Origin of the sequence: Cellulomonas olei (genome assembly GCF_039548315.1) — a bacterium.
Classification (GTDB): domain Bacteria; phylum Actinomycetota; class Actinomycetes; order Actinomycetales; family Cellulomonadaceae; genus Cellulomonas.
Genome location: NZ_JBCLVN010000041.1, coordinates 21841 through 44544, shown reverse-complemented (window position 1 = coordinate 44544; position 22704 = coordinate 21841). Strand labels below are relative to the sequence as shown.

The window sequence follows — 22704 nt, the reverse complement described above, 5'->3', positions numbered from 1 at the left end:
TCGATCAGTTCCCGTAGAAGTCCGGGTAGCCCTGCGTGACGGCGTTCCACACGGTGATGTCGCCGGAGACGATCTGGTCGGCGAGCGCGTCGACGGCGTCGATCGTGTCCTGGCCGATGTCGTCCTTCGTGTACTCGTAGTCGGTCAGGCCGACGCCGCCGTCCGCGAGGCCGTACGTCACGGTCTCCCCGCCCGGGAACTCCCCGGCCGCGTACCGCGCGACGACGTCCTCCATCGCGACGTCGGTCCGCTTGAGCACGCTGGTCAGCACGTTGCCGGGTGCCACGCCGTCCTGGTCGTCGTCCACCCCGATCGCGTAGCGGTCGTTGTCGACGGCGGCCTGGATCACGCCCGCGCCCGTCCCGCCGGCCACCGCGTAGACGATGTCCGCCCCCTGGTCGTACATCGACTGCGCGAGCTGCTGCCCCTTGGCCGGGTCGGCGAAGTCGTTCGAGTAGGCCGTGAGCACCTGCACGTCCGGGTCGACGTCGTGCGCGCCCTGGATGAACCCGACGATGAACTTGTCGATGCCGACCGACTCCGTGCCGCCGATGACGCCGATGACCTTGTCCGGGTTCACGTGCGGGTTGTCGGGGTCCTGCGTGACCATCGCGGCGAGCGCCCCGGCCAGGTACGAGCCCTCCTGCTCCTGGAACAGCACCGAGGCGACGTTCTCCCCCGCGGCCTCGGCGTTCACCAGCACCCAGCTCGTGTCCGGGAAGTCGGCGGCCACCGCGGGCAGCAGCTCGTTGTGCGAGTACTCCAGGTCGATCACCAGGCCGGCGTCGGTCTGCGCGGCGCGGCGCAGGATCTGCTCGCCCTGCCCCACGATGTCGGCGGACTCGATGGGCGTGCCCGTCATGCCGGCCGCCTCCACGCCGCGGGTGAACCCGGCGTAGGCGAGGTCGTTGAACGACTCGTCGCCGAGGCCGCCCTGGGCGACGACGAGGGCCGCGGACCCCGCGCCCCCGGACGGGCCGGAGCCCTCGCCGGACGGCTGGTCGCCGCCGCTACAGGCGGTCAGCAGCAGCGCCGAGGCGGCGAGAGGGACGAGCAGCTTCGTGACGCGTGCGGTCATGGTTCTCTCCGTGGGACGTGGGGGCGAAGGAGATGCGGTAGATGTACGTGCTGCCCAGGTAGCGGGCGCGGACGTGCTCGATGAGCCGCCCGGAGGCGTCCCGCGACTCGCGGACCACCTCGATGAGCGCGGTGCCCGGCTCGACGCCCAGCAGCTCGGCGTCGTCGGGACCGGCGTTGACGGCCTGCATGGACTCCTCGGCGCTCGTGAGCTCGATGCCGTGGCGCTGCAGGGCCGAGTACAGGGAGAAGCGCTCGGCGGCGGCCGTCTCCTCGGTGAGGTCGATGGCGTCGGCCACGTCCTCCGGGACGACCACGCGGTGGATGCCGACCGGGGAGCCGTCGACGCTCCGGAGGCGCTCGACGACGACCACGCCGGCGTCCTCGAACGGCGACGCGGGCCGCCCGGGGGCGCCGACCGCGTGCGTCTCGAAGCTCAGTAGGCTGCTGGACGGCGTCAGCCCGAGGCCGTGCACGTGCTCGGAGAAGCTCGTGAGCTCCGGCAGGTGGCGGGCCATCGGGCGGGGCGTGACGAACGTGCCCTTGCCCTGCCGGCGCACCACCTGGCCGCGCTCGACCAGCAGGTCGTACGCCTTGATGACGGTGGCCCGGGACAGCCGGTTGTCGGCGGCGAGCACGGTCTCGCTCGGGAGCTGGTCGCCGGGGCGCAGGCGCTCCCGGACGATGACGTCCCCCAGCGCGTTCGCGAGCTGGAGGTAGAGCGGGGCACCTCCCCGCGCGTGGTCCAGGTCGAGGTGCATGGCCGTCTCCTCCGCGTCCTCCGGATGACCGGTTGTCCGGTCAAGTGGAGACGCTAGGGAACGCCGGCCCCCGGGGGAACAGGGGCAACAGACGTTTCACGCACGGTTTACACGCCGGGAACACGGGACGCCCGGGGGTGCCCCGGTCCGCGGCACCCGCGCCCGGCGCACGTCACAGCGGCGCGGCCGCGCCCCCCGACCCGCGCGCCGCCACGACGTCGACCGCGTCCAGGACCGCGCGCGTGAACGGCACCGGCGCCGTCAGCGACACCAGGTGCGTCGCGCCGGGGATCACCACCAGCCGCCCCTCGCGGCACGCCCGCAGGAACCGCCGCTCCTCCCCGCGGAAGTGGTCGAACCGCCCGTTCACCAGCCACACGGGCGCCTCGACGCGCGCCAGGTCCGCCACCGGCGTCGCCGCGCGCATCTCGCGCAGCACGTCGTCCATGACCTCCAGCGCGAACCCGCCCGCCGCGGCGTCCCGGGCGGCCTCCACCGGCAGCACCCGGCTCACCAGGCCCTGGTTCAGCCCCTCGCCCGCGTCGGGCAGCCGCGCGATGCCCCGGGCGAGCAGCGCCCACGCGCCCACCAGCGCCACCAGCGGCCGGGTCGAGCACGCCGCCGCGACGAGGCCCGCCACCTGGCCGGGGTGCCGCGCCGCGTGCGCGATCGCCGTGTAGCCGCCGAGCGACAGCCCCACCACCAGCGCGCGCCCGCCCAGCCCGTCCACCGCGTCCGCGACGGTCTGCACCGCGCCGTCGAGCGTGAACGCCTCGCCGCGGCGCGTCCCGTGCCCCGGCAGGTCCACCGCGACCACCGGGCAGCCGTACGCCTGCAGCGCCTCGACCTGCACCCGCCACATGGTGCGCGACGTGCGCAGGCCGTGCACCAGCACCACGGGAACGCTCACGGGCACGACGGTAGCGCCGCGGCGGCATCCGGGGGACGGCACGAGGCCGGACCCGCGAACGGGCACCTCCGCACCCCGGTCGGCAGTAGCGTGCGGTCGTTCGCAGACCCGGAGGAGCGCCCGTGCCCGACCCGTACCGCCTCGCCCCGCGTCGCACCCGCCGCGCCCGGCTCGGCTCGTGAGCCCGTCCGGCTCGGGCGACCTCGTCCGCAGAGACCACGCGCTCGTCCGCGCCGGAGGAGTCGCGCGCAGCACGGCCACCGTCGCCTTCGACGGCCGGTCGCTCCGCTGGGGCGACCTGCCCGCCGCGACCCGCCGGGCGGCCCGCCACAGCTCCCCGGTCGTGGCGGACGGGGCCGTCGCCGACGCGGGGCTCTACCGGAAGGCCGACGGCTCGCTGGCGCAGGTGATACGCGGATGGCGCGCCCACCGCGACCGGTTGTACGTGGCCGTCGCGATCCGGCCCGTCCGCGTCGACGGCCACCAGGTCCGGGAGACCGGGCCGTGGGAGCCGGCCGGGCTCCGCCGGTGGGACGCCGCCGGCCCGCCGCGCCGTCGGGTCGGCGCCGTCCCGGCGTCCGCGGTCCCGCCCGCCACTCGCGCCGGGGGCCCGCACGCCCCCGGGAACACCGCCGGGCCCGTGCCGTCGACCGCCCCGTGGCACTCCGCCGCCGCCCACGCCTGGGGCTACCTGCCGCCCGCCGTGCGTTCCGGCGCCGAGCGCGCGGTCCCGGTGCCCGAGGACTGGCTCGGCGAGCTCGTGCAGCAGTCCGTCGGCCGCAAGCCGTTCGCCCAGACGCTGACGGTGCTGCGCCGGGACGACGAGCACGCCGTCGTGATCCGGGCAGAGCGCGAGCTGCCCGCGCTCGCCCGCGGGACGGCGGAAGAACGCACCGTCCGGCTGGCGGCGACGGACTGGCAGGTGGAGCAGGTCGTGCTGGCGACGACCCAGCCCCAGCGGCTGGAGGCGAGCCGGGAGATGCCGTCGTGGATGAGCTGAACCTCTACGAGGTGCTCGGCGTCGCGCCCGACGCCGGGCGGGACGAGATCCGGGCGGCCTACCGCGGCCTCGCCCGGGAGACGCACCCCGACACGGGCGGCGACGACGCCGCGTTCGCCGCCGTCGCACTGGCCTGGTGGACGCTCTCGGACGCCTCCCGGCGCGCCCGGTACGACGCCGGCGTGGACGAGGACCAGGACGAGGACCTCTGGGGCGAGGACCTCGCGTGGGACGACCAGCCGCGCCGGCCGGCGCCGCCACCACGACCGGCACCCCGACCCGCACCGGGTCCGCGGCCGGAGGACCCCGGCGCGGACGGGGTCGGCGACCCGGGGCCGCGCGGGCTCCCGGCACCGGCCTCCGGCCCCGTCGACCCGCTGACCTCCGGTCCGGTCCGGCTGCCGACCCGCGCCCGCCCGACCGGGATGCGCGACCCGCTCGGCGCCGAGTTCCGCCGGCCGGTGCTCGCGTGCGGCGGCGCCGTCCTGCTCACCGTCGCCGTGGTGATCGCGGTCCCGTCGCTCGCCGCCTCCGAGGCGGCCCAGACCTCGTTCGTGACGACGCTGGCGTTCCTCACGGTGTTCGGCGCGGGGCTCTGGCTGCGCGCCACCGCGCACCGCGCGGGATTCGGGACGCGGGCGCTGGCCGCGGTGCTGATCTGGGGCTCGCTGGCGTTCCAGCTGTTCATGGCCGCCGGCACCGTGGCGTTCGAGCACGTGCCGCCCGGCGACGTCGCGGTGGCCGGCGTGTCCTGGCTGGCCACGGCGGGGCTCGCGGTCGAGTCCGGGCGCCGCATCCGGCGCACCCGGGCACGCGAACGCCTCGACCGGGTCGCGTACCGGCGTCTCCTGCTCGCGCACCGCTGGAACCACGTGCTCGACCTGCAGCAGCAGCACGGCGCGGCCCACCTCGAGCGAGGCACCGTCCGCGGGCGCGCGGCCTGGCTGCTGGTCGCGGACGGGTCGGGCACCGTGCTCGTCCGGGCGCCCGCGAACGCCGTACGGTCCTGGGTGCACGTGCTGCGCGAGCAGGGCGTGGACGTCCTGCCCGTGCCCGCTGCCGCGCCGGTCTGACGCACCCCGTCCCCGCGCGGGGACGACGAAGCCCCGGGATCGCAGTCGATCCCGGGGCTTCCGTCGTGCGTGGACCGGACGGTCAGGCCTTGTCGGCCTCGTCCGTCGTCTCCTCGGCGGGAGCCTCGGTGACCTCCTCGGCCGGAGCCTCGGTGGTGTCCTCGACGGTCTCCTCGGCCTTCGGCTCCTCCGCCTTCGGCGCGGCCTTCGCGGCGGCCTTCGTGGCCTCGCGGACGACGGCCTGCTTCGGCGAGACGGGCTCCAGCACGAGCTCGATCACGGCCATGGGGGCGTTGTCGCCCTTGCGGGGGCCGATCTTCGTGATGCGCGTGTAGCCGCCCTGGCGCTCGGCCATCTGCGGGGCGATCTCCACGAACAGCTCGTGCACGACCGACTTGTCCTTGACGACGGTCAGGACGCGCCGGCGGGCGTGCAGGTCGCCGCGCTTCGCGAAGGTGACGAGGCGCTCGGCCAGCGGGCGCAGGCGCTTGGCCTTGGCCTCGGTGGTCGTGATGCGCTTGTGCTCGAACAGCGACGTGGCCAGGTTGGCCAGGATCAGCCGCTCGTGCGCCGGGCCGCCACCGAGCCGGGGACCCTTGGTGGGCGTGGGCATGGTCTTTACTCCTTGGTTCTGGTGATGGGCCGGCGGCGCCCGTCAGCGGGACGCCGCCTCCCCGGCGTCAGTACTGCTCGTCCTCGGTGAAGTCGCCCTCGTCGCCGTCGTAGTACGCGGCGGCGCTCGGGTCGAAGTCGAGCGGGCTGTCCTTGAGGGACAGGTTCAGCTCGGCCAGCTTCTCCTTGACCTCGGTGATCGACTTCGCACCGAAGTTGCGGATGTCGAGCAGGTCGGCCTCCGACCGCGCCACGAGCTCGCCCACCGTGTGGATGCCCTCGCGCTTGAGGCAGTTGTACGACCGGATGGTCAGCTGCAGGTCCTCGATCGGCAGCGCCAGGTCCGCTGCCAGCGCCGCGTCCGTCGGCGACGGGCCGATCTCGATGCCCTCGGCCTCGACGTTCAGCTCGCGGGCGAGACCGAACAGCTCGACCAGGGTCTTGCCGGCCGAGGCCAGCGCGTCCCGCGGCGAGATCGCCGGCTTGGTCTCGACGTCCACGACGAGCTTGTCGAAGTCGGTGCGCTGCTCGACACGCGTGGCCTCGACCTTGTAGGTCACCTTGAGGACCGGCGAGTAGATCGAGTCGACCGGGATCCGGCCGATCTCCGCCTCGTACGACTTGTTCTGGTTCGCCGACACGTAGCCGCGACCGCGCTCGACGGTCAGCTCGATCTCGAGCTTGCCCTTCTCGTTCAGCGTGGCCAGGTGCAGGTCGGGGTTGTGCACCTCGACACCCGCCGGCGGGACGATGTCCGCCGCGGTGACCTCACCGGCACCCTGCTTGCGCAGGTACATCACGACCGGCTCGTCGTTCTCGGAGGACACGACGAGGTTCTTGATGTTGAGGATGATCTCGGTGACATCCTCCTTGACGCCCGGGACGGTGCTGAACTCGTGCAGCACGCCGTCGATCCGGATGCTCGTCACCGCGGCGCCCGGGATGGACGACAGCAGCGTGCGGCGCAGGGAGTTGCCGAGCGTGTAGCCGAAGCCCGGCTCGAGCGGCTCGATGGAGAACCGCGAGCGGTACTCCGAGATGACCTCTTCGGTCAGGGTGGGGCGCTGTGCGATGAGCACTTCTGGGTTCCTCTCAGCGTGCGTCCGCCATATGACGCACCGCAGGTACGCAGGGCCGCGGGGGTCTCGGTCCACCCGCGCGACCGGCCGGCGCCGCCGCGGACGGGGTCTGCACCCCGCCCGCGGCGGACCGGCGACGGATCAGACGCGGCGGCGCTTCGGCGGGCGGCAGCCGTTGTGCGCCTGCGGCGTCACGTCCTGGATCGAGCCGACCTCGAGGCCGGCGGACTGCAGGGACCGGATCGCGGTCTCGCGGCCCGAGCCGGGGCCCTTGACGAAGACGTCGACCTTCTTCATGCCGTGCTCCTGCGCCTTGCGCGCGGCGGCCTCGGCGGCCATGCCCGCGGCGTACGGCGTCGACTTGCGCGAGCCCTTGAAGCCGACGTCGCCGCCGGAGGCCCAGGAGATCACCGCGCCGGACGGGTCGGTGATGGAGACGATGGTGTTGTTGAAGGTGCTCTTGATGTGCGCCTGGCCGTGGGAGACGTTCTTCTTCTCCTTGCGGCGCGGCTTGCGCACGGCACTGCGGGTCTTGGGAGGCATTCGCTCGTTCTCTCTCGCTGCGGGTCGGTGAGTCGGTGCTCCGACGCGGCGCGGGCTGCTGTCGTGCGACAGGCCCGGCGGGCCGCGCGGGCGTTACTTCCGGCCGGCCTTCTTCTTGCCGGCGACGGTGCGCTTCGGGCCCTTGCGGGTACGCGCGTTGGTCTTGGTGCGCTGACCACGCACCGGGAGCCCGCGGCGGTGACGCAGACCCTCGTAGCTGCCGATCTCGACCTTGCGGCGGATGTCCGCGGCGACCTCGCGGCGCAGGTCACCCTCGAGCTTGAAGTTGCCCTCGAGGTAGTCGCGGAGGGTGACGAGCTGGGCGTCGTCGAGGTCCTTGACGCGGACGTCAGGGCTGATACCGGTCGCCGCCAGCGTCTGCTGCGCGCGGGTCCGGCCGACCCCGTAGATGTAGGTGAGCGCGATCTCGAGCCGCTTCTCGCGGGGGAGGTCGACGCCGACAAGACGTGCCATGTGCCTTCCGGCTCCTGTACTTCACTCGGAGGTCTGCCGCACCGTCCTCCCGCGTGGCTGCGGGCCCCGGCCTCCGAGCCAGGGGTTCACCGCCCGGTTCCCCTCGCGGGGGCTGCGGGCGGTGCGGCGGTGCGCTGGTGCCGGACGGGTCCGGCGGGTGGTGCTGCTCGGCGTGCGCCGGGCGTCAGGGCATCAGCCCTGGCGCTGCTTGTGGCGCAGGTTCTCGCAGATCACCTGGACGCGACCGTGCCGGCGGATCACCTTGCACTTGTCGCAGATCTTCTTGACGCTGGGCTTGACCTTCATGGCCTGTTCCTCCGCCGCCGGTGCGCCGGTCCCTCCACGCGTGTGTGCGTGGCGGGCACGGCCGACGGCGATGCTCGTTCGGTCGGTTACTTGTAGCGGTAGACGATGCGCCCGCGGGACAGGTCGTACGGGCTCAGCTCGACCACCACCCGGTCCTCCGGGAGGATCCGGATGTAGTGCTGGCGCATCTTGCCCGAGATGTGGGCGAGCACCTTGTGACCGTTGGTCAGCTCCACGCGGAACATCGCGTTCGGCAGAGCCTCGATCACGCTGCCCTCGATCTCGATGACACCGTCCTTCTTCGCCATGTCCTCCGCTAACTCTTGTCCTGAACTGCCGTTCCACGCTCTCGCGCCGGTGGCGACCGGGCGGTGACGTGGCCGGACGTGCCTGGTGCCCGTCTGCCGCCGACTCCCCGCGCGTGCGCGACCACCCACCCCTCACGAGGAGGGACGGCCGGGCTCGGGCGGGACGTGCGGCAGCGCCTGGGCGCACACCCAACGGACGATCATACGCCATCGGTCCGCCTCGGCGAAACGGGGGACGATACCACCACCCCGCTCCGACCACGCCGCGACGACGCGCCGGCCCGACACGCCGGACGAGCGCCCGGTCCGCCCCTCCCGCCGCGCCCGACCCCGCGCGCAGCTCGCGCGGGCCCCGCACCCGACCCCGCATCCCACCCGCACCCCACCCGCCACCCGCGCGCAGACCGCCCCCAGACCGCACCCCACCCGCAGCCAACCCGCACCGAGAGTCCAGGACACGCCCGGGATCACGACGCGCGGCCGGCGTGTCCTGGACTCTCGCCGCAGGAGCGCGGCCGCGCGAGGGGTGCGGCGACGGCTGCGGTGGCGGGGTGCGGTGACGCGGTGCGGTGCGCCGGGGTCGCGCGGACCCCGGCGCACCGCCCGTCAGGCGGCCGCGTCCCGGTCCCGGCGCCGCAGCCGCACGGCCGACGCCGCCGCCCCGGCCAGGACCAGCAGCACGGCCACGCCGGCCAGGCCGCCGGCGGAGACGCCCGTCCGGGCGAGCAGCCCGCCGACGACGGCGGCCGGCGACCCGCCGCCCTCCGCGAGCACCTCGGACCGCACGTCCACGTCGGCACCGGACTCGGACTCGCCGGTGTGCTCCTCACCCGTGTCCGGGTCGCCCCACGTCACGTGCGCGACGTTGCGGGTCACGCCCTCCGCGTCGGGGGACACCCGGGTCTCGATGACCACCGGGGGCAGCTCCTGCCCCTGGCCGACCCAGCCGTCGAGGGTGCACGTGACGGTGCCGCCGTAGCCGCGGGCGTCCCGGCCGGTGACCCGGCAGTCCGTCCACGTGGGCTCGTCCGGCGAGGTGCGCGGCAGCACGCTCACCGCGACCACCTTCAGCTCGGGCGGCACGACGTCCGTCAGCACGGCGTCGTCCGTCGCGCCGGGGCCCGTGGCGCGCACGGCGAGCGTGTAGTCGACCGCGTCGCCGGGCTGGACCTCGTCGTGGTCGGCGGTCTTGCTCAGCACCAGCTCGGGCGCGCCGCCGACCTCGCAGCCGTCCGTGCTCTGCGGGTAGGCGACCGTGACGGTCCGCTCCGGGTTGACCGCGACCTGCACCAGCGAGGCGCCGCGCAGCGCGTACTCCGGCAGGCCAGGGTCGAGCACCCGGTTCTCCCACTCCGGGGTCTCCCCGGCTCGGACCACGCGCCAGCCGGGCCACTGCGTCCCGCGGCCGTCGGCGTCCACGGCGGCCCCGGGCCACAGCACCGACCCGGTCAGCGGGGAGCCGGCAGGCAGCGTGCGGGTGGCGACCGCCGGGCCATCGGCGACGCCGTCGCGGTCCAGGTCGGCGTACCAGGTCAGCGTGATCGGCAGCGCCGCGGCGTCCACCTGGTGCGCCTCGACCGTGTAGTCCAGCCACGGCGCGTCGAGCTCGCAGCGCGGGGTCGCGGTCACGGCGATCCACTTCACCGGCGTCGTGGCGGACGCGGTGTCGTCCCCGGTGAGCCCCGGGTCCTCGTTGGAGGCTCCGACGGTGACCGTGTTGACCACGGCGTCCACCGCGACCAGCGGGTCGACCGCGGCCGTGACGACGACGGCCGGGGCCGACGTGCCGGGCAGCAGGTCGTCGCCCAGGGTGCAGTGCACCGTGCCGCCGTAGCCGCGGGCGTCCTGCCCCGTGAGGTCGCAGGTCCACGCCGGGTCGCCGTCCGCCGGGGTCACGGCCGTGACCGCGAGCTCCGCGGGCACCACGTCCGTGAGCTCCACGTCCTCGGCGGCCACGCCCCCGGTCGTCGACGCGGTCAGCGTGTACGTCAGGACGTCGCCGCCCTGGACGGGGCCCGCGGTGTCGACGTCCTTGCGGACGGTGACGTCCGTGACGGGACCGGCGACCGCGAGCGCGAATACGCCCGCGTCGACCGTCGGGTCGATCACGCCGGCGTCGCCCGTGCCGAGCCGGGCGCGCTCGGCGTCCGTGGTGGCACGCACCCGGTCGGCGTCGAACGCCAGGTGGACCACGCCGGTGCGGCCGGTGGCCCGCGCGGCGTCCGAGTCCGCCGCGGCGTCGCCGCCCTGCAGCGGGCGGGAGAACCGGTACCCCGAGGGGAGCCCGAACTCCACGACGTAGTCGCCCTCCGGCAGGTCGCCCACGGCGTACCAGCCGTCGGCGTCCGTCGTGGTCGACGCGACGAGCCGGTCGTCGGAGGCTGCGTGCACCCGCACCGCGACACCCGCGACCCCGGGCTCCGCCGGGCCCTGGACGCCGTCGTGGTCGGAGTCGAGCCACACCCGGTCGCCGAGGGCGAGCGGGGCGTCGACGAGGCCGCCGTCGCGCGTGCGGTCGACGTAGCGGGCCGCGAGCGAGCCATCGGTGACCTCGGTGACGCCCGGCTCGTCCTCGTCCAGCGTGAACACCGCGGTGCGGGCCACGAACCGCGACCCGTCCACCGGGGCGGCGTCCGAGTCGGACGCGGCGTCCCCGGCCAGCGGGGTCGTCCAGCGGTACCGCGCCGCCTCGTCGCCGGTGAGGGCGAAGCCGAGCGCGTAGCTCCCGGCGGGCAGGCCGTCGAACAGGTACCGCCCGTCATCGTCGGTCTCGGTCGTGCCGAGCACCGTGCCGTCCTGGTCGAGCAGGGACACGGTCACCCCCGGCACGCCGGGCTCGCCGGCACCCTGCCGGCCGTCGGCCACGGTGTCGTGCCAGACGCGGTCGCCGACGGCGAACAGCGTGCTCGGCACGGCGTACCGGACGCCGGCCTTCAGCGGCACCGACGCGAGGGCCGCGCGGCTCTCGGGCTCGACCTGGAACGCGAACGAGCCCCACGCCACCGCGCCGTCGGAGGCGGTGAGCGGAGCGCGCTGGCTCCACTGCAGCCGGACCGCGCTGTTCTTGGTGAACCCGCCGACGCCCGAGTAGTCGAGCACGACCTTCAGACCGGTGACGCGGGCCGCCTCGGCGGCCGTCAGCGCACCGGTGACCTCCGTCCACGCCTCCGCCGGCAGCGGGTCGTAGGACGTCGACGCCGTCGCGGTGGTCGTCGTGTAGTCGGCCGTCGTCACGAAGTACCGGGCGACGCCGTCGGTGCGGGACACCGCCCCGGGCACCCCGGTCACGGGGCGCACGACGGGCAGGGTGCCGTCCCAGATCGGCTGCCACTGGCTGCCGCGGCCGGTCGTCTTCATCGCCTGGTAGTCGTCGGGCCGCGGCAGCATGTCCACCACGGTCACGGTCGGCGACGGCGCGTCCGCCATGCTGCGGACCTGCACCTGCCAGTCGATCTTCCCGCCCGGCTGCGCGTCGACCACGCACGGGTACCGGAACCACGTGCCGTCCGCCCCCGAGCCGCGCGGCGCGCACGTGGTGGCCGAGGTCGTGGACGTCGCGGTGCTGGTGCCCGTGCTCACCCACTTCTCCGACACGAACACCGTGGAGGCGTTCATCGACAGGGCCCCGGCGGTGACCACGCACGCGCCCTCGCGACCGTCGAGCGCCTGGAACGTGCCGGTGACGCAGGCGGCCGAGGCGCCGTTGCCCGCGGGCAGCTGCACGACCGGGCGTCCCGTCGCGGAGACGGCCACGGAGTTGACGATCGTCAGCGTCGACGGCGCCGCCGCGATGGTGAGCGGGAGCTGCACGGTGACCACGCCGCCCGGGGCGAGCCGGGCCGTCGCCGGCCAGGTCGCCGTGATGGTGCCGGCCTCCGCGTCGTGGACCACGCCCGTGGGGGCGCCGAGCGCCGTGTCGGACGAGGTGATGACCGGGTCGCCGCCCCACCCCAGCGTCTCGTCGGCCGGCAGGCGGTCGGTGACGACCAGGCCGATCACGTCGGCGGTGCCGCTGTTCGTCACCGTGATCGTGTACGGGACGGTGCTGCCGGGCATCCAGCCGCCCGACGGCGCCGCCGCGGACGTCTTGGCGACGGTCAGCCGCTGCGTACCGGCCGCGACCTGGAACGACGCGGTGGCCGTCTTCGGCGTCGAGGACGCGCCGTCGCGGGTGGCGACGGCGGCGACGGTGTTGGCGACGGTGGCGTCGGCGGACTCCCCCGGGTTGCGGGCGGGCTCGCCCCACGCCGGGTCGGCGCCGGTGGCCGCCGGCAGGCCGCCGGACAGCAGCAGGTCGCGCAGGACGCCGGTCACCGTCACGGTGCCGACCTGCGTGCCGGGCGTGGGCAGCCGGCTGCCCTCGGGCGCCGCGAACACGACGCGCACCCCCACGACCTGGCCCCAGCCCACGGCGGGCGCCGACCAGGCGCCGGTCGACGTGCGCGTGCCGACGGTCGTCCACGCCGCGTCGGTGACCGGCGCGGTGTAGGCGCCGTCCGCCCCGACGTCGACGCCTCCGCGCAGCAGGACGTCGAGCCGCGCGGAGGCCGCGCCGGTCGGCAGGGCCGTCAGCCGCACGCCGGTGAGGCCGACGGCGTCGAAGAACGTCGGGTCGGCGTCGGTCAGCGTGAGGGAGTCGGGCTCGGAGTTGCCGAAGCTCTGCACGTCGAGGACCGCGGTGATGGTGGTGCCCGCGTCACGGGTGACGGTCGAGGGCGACGTGAACCGCTTGCTCGCGAACGCCAGCACGTCCGGCGCCTGCACGCTCACGTGGTCCGTGCGCGTGGTGCTGCTCGGTGCGGTCGTGCAGTCCCCCGCGTCCGGGTAGGTCTCGGGCGAGCCGGAGCAGACGAGCTGGTCGGCGACCGTGACGCGCACGGTGTTGTCGACCCGCAGCGAGTCGGCCTCGTCGACCGCGTCCTGCGGTGTCGTGCCGTCCACGAGGTTCGCGGCGCGCAGGGTGGTGCGCGCCGCCAGGGCGGCGACCGCTCCGGGTGCGATCCGGCCGGTGTACGCCAGGCGAAGGCCGACGACCGCGTCGGCGTCGACGCCCGCCGCGGCGAGGGCCGCGGGCAGGTCGTCCGCGAGGCCCGCGGCGCCCGCGTCCGTGACGGGGACGTCCACCGCGTCCACGACGTCGTCGGACCCCAGGACGTACGCGGTCAGGCCGAGCGAGGTCGCCCCGGGCATCTGGGCCGGCGCGGTGAGCTCCGTGACCGCGTCGAGCGCGAACCACGCGAACGGCGCGTCCGCGGACAGGCCCCCGGCGTCGCCGGCGGTCGTGCCCTCGAGGTCCTCCACCCCCGCCGGCTCCGTGATCGTCAGCGAGTCGACGGGCACGCCCGAGGCGTTGCCGCCGGTGACGCGCAGCGCGGCGGCCGCGTCGTCGCCGCCCGGGGCGGGCAGCGGCACCACGTGCACGTGCTCCGCGTCGGACGTGATGTCCTGCGGGTTGTCCGACGACCGGGTCCACCGCTTCGTCGCCGAGGCGGTCACCGTGGTGGGCGTGAGCGTGACGGTGCGGTGCTCGATCCGGTCCGCCGCCGTCAGGCTGAACGGCGAGCCCCCTCCGAGGCCGTCGACGCGGCCGTCGTCCACCACGAGGCGCGGCACCGGGGAGCCGTCGACGTCGGGGTGGTTGTAGAGCGCGGCGTCGTTGACGACGAGGTGGTGGTCCGCACGGGACGTGGTGCGCAGCCGCACCGACACCTTCACCTCGCGGGTCGGGCCGTCCGTGCCGGCGACCGCGTCCGGGACCAGGCCGGCGGTCAGCGTCGGGACCCGCCAGTCGGTGAGCGCCGCGACGACGCCGGCGCGCACCCCGGCGGGCAGCGGGGTGACGACCACCCGCACGCCGCCGATGCGCTCCCGCAGCTCGTCGCTCACGACGGTCATGCCTGGGAACACCCGCGGCTGCGCGACGGTGCCGCGGTACGGGAACGCCGCGACGGTCGCCCCGCCGAACGTGACGTCGGCGCGGGACGGCCCCACGGGCACCCACGCGTCCGTGGCGTCGTCCCACTGGCTCCCGGCGAGCGACACCCAGGCGTCGTCCTCGACGTCGTAGACCTCGACGTCGGAGACCTGGTCGAGCAGCAGCGACGGGTCGTAGGCGTCGGAGCCGGACCGGGTGCTGCCCGAGGAGATGGCCGGCAGGCCGACGAGGTCGAACGTGTCCCAGAAGCTGTCGCGGCGACCCTCCAGCACGGCCCCGCCGGACGTGGTGCTCGCGTCCGCGACGGTCACGCTGGTGAGGTCGTCCCGGCCGGCGGTGCCCCACGTCAGCGTCGCCTCGCGGGTCGCGCCGGAGCCGGTGGCGCCCTCCACCACGGAGGTGCGCAGCTCCTTGACCAGCGCGGCCGGGCCGGAGCCGTCGCCGCCGAGGTCGTAGCCGCGGACCGCGTCGCAGGACGCCGCGGTGACCCGCTCCGAGGTCTGCGGGCCGCCGTAGTCGAGCACGGCCCGGGCGACGGCGCAGTTCGAGACCGACTGGTTGTCGGTGAAGGTGGAGCCGGCGTCGACGGCGACCGCGAACCGGACCACCGCCTGCACGACCTCGCCGGCGTCGTACGGCACGGGCTTGGCGGCGACGACGCGCACGCCGGTCCACGCCTTCGTGGTCTCCGCCGACCACGGCGCGGCCGGGGCGGCCGACCAGTTCGTCGCGCCCGAGTTGGTCGCGTACTGGACGACGGCGTCCACGTCGCCCTCGGCGGTCACGTCGATGTCGGTGGGCGCGAACCGGGCCCACCAGGCCGAGCCGGACCCGGTCACGCGGGTGTCGTCGAGGATGATCGTCGTCGGCAGGTCGGTGCCCTGCGCCGCGGCGGCCCGCAGCACGGCGGTGACGTCGCCGCCCCGCACGTCGACGAACGGCTCGGGGATGGTCTTGGTGATCGTCGCGGCGCCGTACGGCTCGGCGATCGTCACCTGGTCGGCCGCGACCGGCTTGTTGCCGCTGCCGGGGGTGCGCGGCGTCGGCGCGGACGTCAGCCCGCCCACCGTCGCCCGGGTCAGCGCGAGGTTGTCCACGACGGTGCCCGGGGTCGAGGCGGCGCCGGTGGTGACGACGTACGGCACCGTGGCGGAGGCTCCCATCGCGACCGCGCCGGTGAACCGGGCCTCGAAGCCGGTGACGGCCGACCAGGCCGGTGCGGTGGTGAAGCCCGTGAACGCGCCGGTCGACGTCGGCAGGGCGCTGCCGACGTCGCCGTGCCAGGTGCCGGTCTCCCCGCCGGCGCGGAGCACGAGGTCCAGGCCGGTGGCGCCCTCGGGCCACACCAGGCCCTGGCCGTCGCCGGCGCCGGCCACGACGTCCGACCCGAAGCCGGCCATCACCAGGCCGGAGGCGGCGAACATGTCGGCGTCGAGCCCGCCGGCGCGCACGCCCTGCACCGCCGCGGCGACCGCCGCGTCCCCGGTGTCGGGCTGGTCGGCGAGCACGAGGGCGTCGACCACGCGGCGGGTCCAGCTCGTCCCGGTGACCTGCACGACCGCGAAGGTGCCGGGGTAGACCTGCGTCAGGTCCGTGGTGGTGCCGGGGCGCACGAAGCGCTTGGTGGTGCCCGCGTACGGGTCCGGGTCCCAGATGCGGAAGTCCGCCGAGCCGGTGGACGTCGCGGGCGCGGCCCCGGGCACCGTGGACGACGCCGTGGTGCCGGCCGTGTTCGTGACCCGCACCGTGTGGAAGTCCGACGACGCGGAGGCGCTGGGCACGGTGCCGGTCTCCTCGTACGCCACGGAGCCGTGACGGCCGGTCACCGCGCCCGGGGTGGCGGCACCGCCGGCGAGCTGCGCCGTCGCGACCTCGAGCGTGCCGGAGGCGCCGGCGGCGAACGTGCCCGTGAACGCGAGACGCACGCCGGTCAGCCGGTCGAGCTCGGTGCCCGGCAGCGCCGCGAGCCACGCCTGCGCGGTCGTGAGGTCGGCGGCGGTGGTGGAGGGGCCGGCCACGCCGTCGTGCCACGTGCTGATCGCCACCTGGCTCGCCCCGGCCGGCCAGGCGGTGAGCGAGAGGCCGGTCGCGCGCAGCAGGTTGAACGCGTCGGCGCCCTGCGGCACCGCCGTCGGGTCGGCGGGCTCGTCGACGACCAGGGAGGTCGCGGTGTCACCGGTGTTCGTGAACGTCACCGTGGCCGTCCGTGCGGTGTCGGCCGCGCCGGACAGGTACGGGTCCTCCGGCGCCCACGTCTTGGTGGTGGTCGTGGCGAGCACCGGCACCACGGTCGTGACCACCGCCACCGTGGACGTGCTCTGCTCGACGCCGCCGACCGCCGGCCGGACCGTCATCGTCCCGACCTGCTCCCCTCCGCCGGTCGGGGGCACGAGCGTCGCGTCGAGCGCGACCTCCAGGATGCTGCCGCCCGCCAGCGGCAGCGGGGCGCTGTCGGGGCCGTAGGACACGAACGACAGCCGCACCGCCCGGACGGCGTCGAGCGACGCGGACGGGTCCCCGAGGTCCGCCCCGGACCCGTCGAGGTACGTCACCGCGTAGCCGACGCCGTTCGCGACCGGGGCCGACGGGGCGATCGGGGCGGCGAGCCGCAGCCGGTCGAGCTCGAGCGTGGCCGTCGCGTCCTGGCAGGCCTCGTCCTCGAGCACGCAGTTCGCCACGAACGAGAACCGCACCGCGTCGCCGGCCTGCGCGGCGGGCAGCGTGTACCGCTCCCCCGCGGCCGCCAGCGGCGTCGTCCCCGCGCCGGCGACGACCGCCGGGCTGCCGTCCGCGAGCGTCAGCGTGAACGCGTCGTCCCCCGCGGCGAGGGCGGCGGTCCCCGCCGCACCCACGGCGAGCCCCGACAGCACCACGACGAGCGCCGCGGCCAGGGCACGACCGACGGCCGAGCGGACCAGGCGCGCGGCGGGACCGGCGGCGCGGTGGCGGGCGCGCGCCGGGCGCGGCCGACGCACCGGCGCGGGCGCGACGGAGCCGTGACGAGGGGCGGGGAGAGGCTGCTGAGCCATGACCATCCGGGGGGACGCAGGGGCGCGTCCGGCCGGGGGACCGCACACGCGCTGACGTCCCTGATTCGGCAGGCAACCGTGTCCGGTTGAGCCACCTTTGGCCCGGCTTGGGTGCTATCACCCGGGTGATCCGCGTCACCCGGTGGGGTGGCGGACGTGCGGCGTCAGGCCAGCGGCGCGACCGTGACCCCGCGGGCGGCGAGCTCCGCCGCCCCGCCGTCCACCGCCGTCAGCACCCAGATCCCGCCGTCGAGCAGCGCGACGGTGTGCTCCCAGTGCGCGGCCCGCGACCCGTCGACCGTCACCACGGTCCAGTCGTCCTCGAGCACCTCGGTGCCCGACCCGCCACGCGTGACCATCGGCTCGATCGCCAGGCACATCCCGGGGCGCAGCCGCGGCCCGCGGTCGCGGGTGCGGTAGTTCGGCACGTCGGGCGGCTGGTGCATCGCCGACCCGATCCCGTGCCCGACGTAGTCCTGCACGATCCCGAACGTCCCGCCCGTGGCCTCCAGGCAGCGCTCCACGGCGTCGCCGACCACGCCGAGCCGATCGGCCACCGTGTCCCCGGACGCGAGCGCGGCGATGCCGTCCCACATGGCGCGCTCGGTCACCGCCGCGAGCTCGGCGTCCGCCGGGTCCGCCTCGGGGAGCACGAGCGTCAGGGCCGAGTCGCCGTGCCAGCCCTCGACGATCGCGCCGCAGTCGATGGACACCACGTCGCCGGGCTCCAGCACGCGGCCCGACGGGATGCCGTGCACCACCTCGTCGTTCACCGACACGCAGATGGTCGCCGGGTAGTCGTAGTACCCGAGGAACGACGGCTCCGCGCCGGCGTCCGCGATGACCGCCGCCGCAGCGGCGTCCAGGTCCGCGGTCGTCACGCCGGGCCGCGCCGCGGCCCGCGCCGCCGCCAGGGCGTCCGCGACCACCAGGCCCGCACGCCGCATGAGCAGCACCTGCTCCGGCGTCTTCAGCTCGATCCGCTCACGTCCGAACACGACGAACCCCGCCGTCAGCCGACGCGGGTCGCCAGGGCCTCGACCAGGCGCCCGGTGACCTCGTCGACCTCGCCGATGCCGTCGACCTGCAGCAGCAGGCCGCGCTCGGCGTACACGCCCGAGATCGGCGCGGTCTGCTCGGCGTACACGTCCAGCCGGTGCCGGATGACCGGCTCCGTGTCGTCCGCGCGGCCCTCGATCTGCGCGCGCTTCAGCAGGCGCTCCACCACGACGTCGGCGTCCGCGGTGATCTCCAGCGCGGCGTCCAGCGTCAGGCCCTGGTCCGCCAGCACGGCGTCGAGCTCCGCGACCTGCGCCACGTTGCGGGGGTAGCCGTCGAGCAGGAAGCCCTGCGCGGCGTCCGGCTGCGCGAGCCGGTCCCGCACCATCGCGTTCGTCACCGAGTCCGGCACCAGGGCGCCGCGCGCGGTGTACTCCTGCGCGGTGCGGCCCAGCTCGGTGCCGCCCTTGATGTTCGCGCGGAAGATGTCGCCGGTCGAGATGGCCGGGACGCCCAGCCGCTCGGCGAGGCGGACGGCCTGCGTGCCCTTGCCGGCCCCGGGCGGACCCAGGAGGACGAGGCGAGCGCTCATCGGAGGAACCCTTCGTAGTGCCGCTGCTGGAGCTGCGACTCGATCTGCTTCACGGTCTCGAGGCCGACGCCCACCACGATGAGGATCGACGAGCCGCCGAACGGGATGTTCGTCCCGACGCCGAGCACGATGAACGCGATCGTGGGGATGAGCGCGACGAGCGCGAGGTAGATCGACCCGGGCGCCGTGATGCGGGTGATGACGTAGTCCAGGTACTCGGCCGTCGGGCGGCCGGCGCGGATGCCGGGGATGAACCCGCCGTACCGCTTCATGTTGTCCGCGACCTCGTCCGGGTTGAACGTGATCGCCGTGTAGAAGTAGCAGAAGAAGATGATCAGCAGGACGTACAGCGCGATGTGCAGCGGGGCGTCCGTGGCCGCGAGGTTGTTCGCCACCCACTGCTTCCAGCCCGCGGTCTGGTCGCCGAACCCGGCCAGCAGCGCCGGCACCTGCAGCAGCGACGACGCGAAGATCACCGGGATGACGCCGGCCATGTTGATCTTGATCGGGATGTACGTGGAGGACCCGCCGTACATGCGGCGGCCGACCATGCGCTTGGCGTACTGCACCGGCACGCGGCGCTGCGACTGCTCGACGAAGACGACCAGCGCGATGACCAGCACGATGATCGCCATCACGACGAGGAACGCGCCGATGCCGCCGGAGCCGCCCGCGATCGACCACATGGCGCCCGGGAAGGACGCGGCGATCGAGGTGAAGATCAGCAGGGACATGCCGTTGCCGACGCCGCGCTCGGTGATGAGCTCGCCCAGCCACATGATGAGGCCGGTACCCGCGGTCATCGTGATGATCATGATGAGCGTCGTGACGATGCCGCCGTCCGGGATCACGTCGACGGTGCAGCCCGGGAAGAGCTGGCCGTTGCGCGCCGTGATGATGACGGTCGTCGACTGCAGGACCGCCAGGCCGATCGTCAGGTAGCGCGTGTACTGCGTGAGCTTCGCGGTGCCGGACTGGCCCTCCTTGTGCAGGGCCTCGAAGTGCGGGATGACCACGCGCAGCAGCTGGATGATGATGCTCGCCGTGATGTACGGCATGATCCCCAGCGCGAACACCGACAGCTGCAGCAGCGCACCGCCGCTGAACAGGTTCACCAGACCGAGCAGCGTGTTGTCCTCGCCGACCTGGTCGATGCAGACCTGCACGTTGGGGTAGGACACGCCCGGCGTCGGCAGGAACGAGCCGAGACGGAAGACGACCATGATCCCGATCGTGAACAGCAGCTTGCGCCGCAGGTCGGGTGTCCTGAACGCCCGCACGAATGCGCTGAGCACGTGTCCTCCTGCTCCGCCGAAGCGGGATGTCGTGAAACCGGCCGGCCTGCGGGTGAGGCGACCACGTCGGGCGAGCGTCGCCGCTCGCCGCCCTGCCGCACCCTAACGGACTTCCGTCGGGGATCCGGCATGCCCGGACGTCACCGCGCCCGGGGCGGGAAGCCGAACGGGGCCGGCAGGGGCATGGTGCCTCCGCCGACCCCGTTCGCTGGGATCAGTCCTGCGCGACGCTGCCGCCGGCAGCCAGGATCTTCTCCTTGGCCGAACCGGAGTACGCGTCGACGGCCACGGACAGCTTGACCGTGAGCTCGCCGGTGCCGAGCACCTTGACCGGGGCGCCCTTGCGGACGGCACCCTTCGCGACCAGGTCGGCGACGGTGACGTCGCCGCCCTGCGGGTACAGCGCCGACAGCTTGTCCAGGTTCACGACCTGGTACTCGACCCGGAACGGGTTCTTGAAGCCGCGGAGCTTGGGCAGCCGCATGTGCAGCGGCATCTGCCCACCCTCGAAGCGGTCCGGCACCTGGTACCGGGCCTTGGTGCCCTTGGTACCGCGACCGGCGGTCTTGCCCTTGGACGCCTCACCACGACCCACGCGGGTCTTGGCGGTCTTGGCGCCCGGAGCCGGACGCAGGTGGTGCACCTTGAGGGTGCCGCCCGCGCCCACCTCCTCGGCGGGCTTCTCGGCCTTGGCGGCGGCCTTCGGGGCCTTCGCCGGAGCGGCCTTGGCCTTGGCGGCCGGCTTCTCCTCCGCCGCAGCCGCCTCGGCCTTGGCCTTGGTGGTGCGGGCAGCGGGCTTCTTGGCGGCCGGCTTCTCGGCGGCGGCCGACTCGGTCGCCGTCGCCTTCTTGGCGCGCGTGGCCTTGGGAGCCGCGGCAGCGTCCTTCTCGACCTTCTCGGTCTCCTTCTCCGCCATCGTCACTCCACCTCCTCGACCGCGACGAGGTGCGTCACCGTCTTGACCATGCCGCGGATCTCAGGGCGGTCCTCCTTGACGACGACGTCGCCGATCCGCTTCAGGCCCAGGGTGCGCAGCGTGTCGCGCTGGTTCTGCTTGCCGCCGATGGCGGACCTGGTCTGGGTCACCTTGAGGCGGGCCATCACGCACCCACCTTCTCGGTCTTGGCCGCGCGCCCCGCAGCCTGCGCCTTGAGCATCGGCGCCGGGGCGACGTGCTCGAGCGACAGACCACGACGGGCGGCGACGGCAGCCGGCTCCTCGAGACCCTTCAGCGCCGCGACCGTGGCGTGCACGATGTTGATGGCGTTGGAGGAGCCGAGGGACTTCGACAGGATGTCGTGCACGCCGGCGCACTCGAGCACCGCGCGCACCGGACCACCGGCGATCACACCGGTACCCGGCGACGCGGGACGCAGGAAGACGACACCGGCGGCGGCCTCACCCTGGATGGGGTGGGTGATGGTGCCCTGGATGCGCGGGACGCGGAAGAAGTTCTTCTTCGCCTCCTCGACACCCTTGGCGATCGCCGCGGGCACCTCCTTGGCCTTGCCGTAGCCGACGCCGACCGTGCCGTCGCCGTCACCCACGACCACGAGGGCCGTGAAGCTGAAGCGGCGGCCGCCCTTGACGACCTTGGCGACGCGGTTGATGGACACGACGCGCTCGAGGAACGCGCTCTTCTCGGCGGCGTCCCCGCGACGGCCGTCGCGACGACCACCGTCGCGGCGGTCACCGCCGCCCTGGGGAGCGCCCGTGTTGCTGCGCTGAGGAGCAGCCATCAGTGGATCCTCTTCTTCGATGCGGGAATGGTCGTCGTCACAGCGCCAGGCCGCCTTCGCGAGCGGCGTCGGCGACCGCGGCCACCCGACCGTGGTACTTGTTGCCGCCGCGGTCGAAGACCACCGCGTCGATGCCGGCGGCCTTCGCGCGCTCGGCGATCAGCTCGCCGACCTTGCGGGCCTTGGCCGTCTTGTCGCCCTCGGCGCCCCGCAGGTCCGCCTCGAGCGTCGAGGCGGAGACCAGCGTGCGACCCACGGCGTCGTCGACGACCTGCGCGACGAGGTTGCGGTTCGACCGGGTGACGACCAGGCGCGGACGCGCGGCGGTGCCGGCGACCTTCTTGCGCAGCCGGAGGTGGCGGCGCCGACGGGCCTTGAACTTGCCCTTACCGATGATGGTGATCGCCATGGCTCACTTACCAGCCTTTCCGACCTTGCGGCGGACGTTCTCGCCCGCGTAGCGCACACCCTTGCCCTTGTACGGCTCGGGCTTGCGGATCTTGCGGATGTTCGCGGCGACCTCGCCCACCTGCTGCTTGTCGATGCCCGCGACCGAGAACTTGGTCGGGGACTCGACGGCGAAGGTGATGCCGGCGGGCGGCGTCACGGACACCGGGTGGCTGAAGCCGAGCGCGAACTCGAGCGCGTCACCCTTGGCCGTCACGCGGTAACCGGTGCCGACGATCTCCAGCTTCTTCTCGTAGCCGGCGGTGACGCCGGTGACGAGGTTCGCCAGCAGGGTGCGCGTGAGGCCGTGCAGCGACCGCGAGAGGCGCTCGTCGTTCGGACGGGTGACCACGAGGGCCCCCTCGCCGTCGCGCGCGACCTCGATGGGGGACGCCACGGTGTGCGTGAGGGTGCCCTTGGGGCCCTTCACCGTCACCACGGCGCCGTTGATGTCGACATCCACGCCGGCCGGGACCGGGACGGGGATTCTGCCGATACGAGACATTGGCTAGCTCCTTTCCGTCT

Annotated in this window: 20 protein-coding genes; 2 read left to right on the top strand and 18 right to left on the bottom strand. The window is 74.4% G+C overall.

Going from position 1 to position 22704, the window contains the following annotated elements:
* Positions 1 to 4 precede the first annotated feature (4 nt).
* The 3 genes from AAHH18_RS12790 to AAHH18_RS12780 form a co-directional block, all read right to left on the bottom strand.
* A complete protein-coding gene (locus AAHH18_RS12790; protein ID WP_283319501.1) occupies positions 5 to 1078 on the bottom strand; it encodes a BMP family lipoprotein in 1074 nt (357 codons plus the stop codon).
* On the bottom strand, positions 1011 to 1838 hold the full coding sequence (locus AAHH18_RS12785; protein WP_283319500.1) for a GntR family transcriptional regulator: 828 nt from the start codon (positions 1836 to 1838) through the stop codon (positions 1011 to 1013). The genes AAHH18_RS12790 and AAHH18_RS12785 overlap by 68 nt, the downstream gene beginning before the upstream one ends.
* A 172-nt stretch (positions 1839 to 2010) precedes the next feature.
* On the bottom strand, positions 2011 to 2748 hold the full coding sequence (locus AAHH18_RS12780) for an alpha/beta fold hydrolase (protein WP_343301870.1): 738 nt from the start codon (positions 2746 to 2748) through the stop codon (positions 2011 to 2013).
* A 178-nt stretch (positions 2749 to 2926) separates the two neighbouring features.
* Between AAHH18_RS12780 and AAHH18_RS12775 the strand changes: the two genes are divergently transcribed.
* Positions 2927 to 3748 (top strand): hypothetical protein, encoded by an 822-nt coding sequence (locus AAHH18_RS12775; protein WP_343301869.1) that lies wholly within the window; start codon positions 2927 to 2929, stop codon positions 3746 to 3748.
* Positions 3736 to 4821 (top strand): J domain-containing protein, encoded by a 1086-nt coding sequence (locus tag AAHH18_RS12770; protein WP_343301868.1) that lies wholly within the window; start codon positions 3736 to 3738, stop codon positions 4819 to 4821. Before AAHH18_RS12775 ends, AAHH18_RS12770 begins: the two co-directional genes overlap by 13 nt.
* Positions 4822 to 4903: 82 nt before the next feature.
* On the opposite strand, the gene rplQ is transcribed toward AAHH18_RS12770, so the two are convergent.
* The 15 genes from rplQ to rplF all read right to left on the bottom strand — a co-directional run bounded on the left by rplQ (position 4904) and on the right by rplF (position 22684).
* Positions 4904 to 5434 (bottom strand): 50S ribosomal protein L17, encoded by a 531-nt coding sequence (gene rplQ / locus AAHH18_RS12765; protein WP_222170233.1) that lies wholly within the window; start codon positions 5432 to 5434, stop codon positions 4904 to 4906.
* Positions 5435 to 5501: 67 nt separating this feature from the next.
* Complete coding sequence (locus tag AAHH18_RS12760) at positions 5502 to 6512, bottom strand: DNA-directed RNA polymerase subunit alpha (protein ID WP_222170234.1); 1011 nt, start codon at positions 6510 to 6512, stop codon at positions 5502 to 5504.
* A 141-nt stretch (positions 6513 to 6653) separates the two neighbouring features.
* Positions 6654 to 7055 (bottom strand): 30S ribosomal protein S11, encoded by a 402-nt coding sequence (gene rpsK, locus AAHH18_RS12755; protein WP_222170235.1) that lies wholly within the window; start codon positions 7053 to 7055, stop codon positions 6654 to 6656.
* A gap of 93 nt (positions 7056 to 7148) precedes the next feature.
* Entirely contained in the window at positions 7149 to 7529 is a 381-nt protein-coding gene (gene rpsM / locus AAHH18_RS12750; protein ID WP_122147671.1) for a 30S ribosomal protein S13, read from the bottom strand.
* Positions 7530 to 7721: 192 nt separating this feature from the next.
* Positions 7722 to 7835 carry a 50S ribosomal protein L36 gene (gene rpmJ / locus AAHH18_RS12745; protein ID WP_013117849.1) on the bottom strand — a complete coding sequence of 38 codons (114 nt, stop codon included), beginning with the start codon at positions 7833 to 7835 and terminating at the stop codon, positions 7722 to 7724.
* A gap of 86 nt (positions 7836 to 7921) precedes the next feature.
* On the bottom strand, positions 7922 to 8143 hold the full coding sequence (infA, locus tag AAHH18_RS12740) for a translation initiation factor IF-1 (RefSeq protein ID WP_146838576.1): 222 nt from the start codon (positions 8141 to 8143) through the stop codon (positions 7922 to 7924).
* 606 nt (positions 8144 to 8749) lie between these two features.
* Positions 8750 to 17107, bottom strand: coding sequence for an SdrD B-like domain-containing protein (locus AAHH18_RS12735; protein WP_343301867.1), 8358 nt, complete (start codon positions 17105 to 17107; stop codon positions 8750 to 8752).
* Between the two features lie 164 nt (positions 17108 to 17271).
* Entirely contained in the window at positions 17272 to 18105 is an 834-nt protein-coding gene (map, locus tag AAHH18_RS12730; protein ID WP_343301866.1) for a type I methionyl aminopeptidase, read from the bottom strand.
* A 14-nt stretch (positions 18106 to 18119) separates the two neighbouring features.
* Positions 18120 to 18698 (bottom strand): adenylate kinase, encoded by a 579-nt coding sequence (locus AAHH18_RS12725; RefSeq protein WP_283319495.1) that lies wholly within the window; start codon positions 18696 to 18698, stop codon positions 18120 to 18122.
* Positions 18695 to 19993 carry a preprotein translocase subunit SecY gene (secY, locus tag AAHH18_RS12720; protein ID WP_343301865.1) on the bottom strand — a complete coding sequence of 433 codons (1299 nt, stop codon included), beginning with the start codon at positions 19991 to 19993 and terminating at the stop codon, positions 18695 to 18697. Before secY ends, AAHH18_RS12725 begins: the two co-directional genes overlap by 4 nt.
* A gap of 214 nt (positions 19994 to 20207) precedes the next feature.
* Positions 20208 to 20909: a 50S ribosomal protein L15 gene (gene rplO, locus AAHH18_RS12715; protein WP_283319493.1), complete on the bottom strand. Its 702-nt coding sequence runs from the start codon at positions 20907 to 20909 to the stop codon at positions 20208 to 20210.
* A 2-nt stretch (positions 20910 to 20911) separates the two neighbouring features.
* Positions 20912 to 21094, bottom strand: coding sequence for a 50S ribosomal protein L30 (rpmD, locus tag AAHH18_RS12710; RefSeq protein ID WP_013117860.1), 183 nt, complete (start codon positions 21092 to 21094; stop codon positions 20912 to 20914).
* Positions 21094 to 21732 carry a 30S ribosomal protein S5 gene (gene rpsE / locus AAHH18_RS12705; RefSeq protein ID WP_283319492.1) on the bottom strand — a complete coding sequence of 213 codons (639 nt, stop codon included), beginning with the start codon at positions 21730 to 21732 and terminating at the stop codon, positions 21094 to 21096. The genes rpmD and rpsE overlap by 1 nt, the downstream gene beginning before the upstream one ends.
* 37 nt (positions 21733 to 21769) lie before the next feature.
* The gene (rplR, locus tag AAHH18_RS12700; protein WP_222170243.1) at positions 21770 to 22141 is read right to left on the bottom strand and encodes a 50S ribosomal protein L18; all 372 of its coding nucleotides are present in this window, start codon (positions 22139 to 22141) and stop codon (positions 21770 to 21772) included.
* 3 nt (positions 22142 to 22144) lie between these two features.
* On the bottom strand, positions 22145 to 22684 hold the full coding sequence (gene rplF / locus AAHH18_RS12695; RefSeq protein ID WP_283319491.1) for a 50S ribosomal protein L6: 540 nt from the start codon (positions 22682 to 22684) through the stop codon (positions 22145 to 22147).
* Positions 22685 to 22704 lie beyond the last annotated feature (20 nt).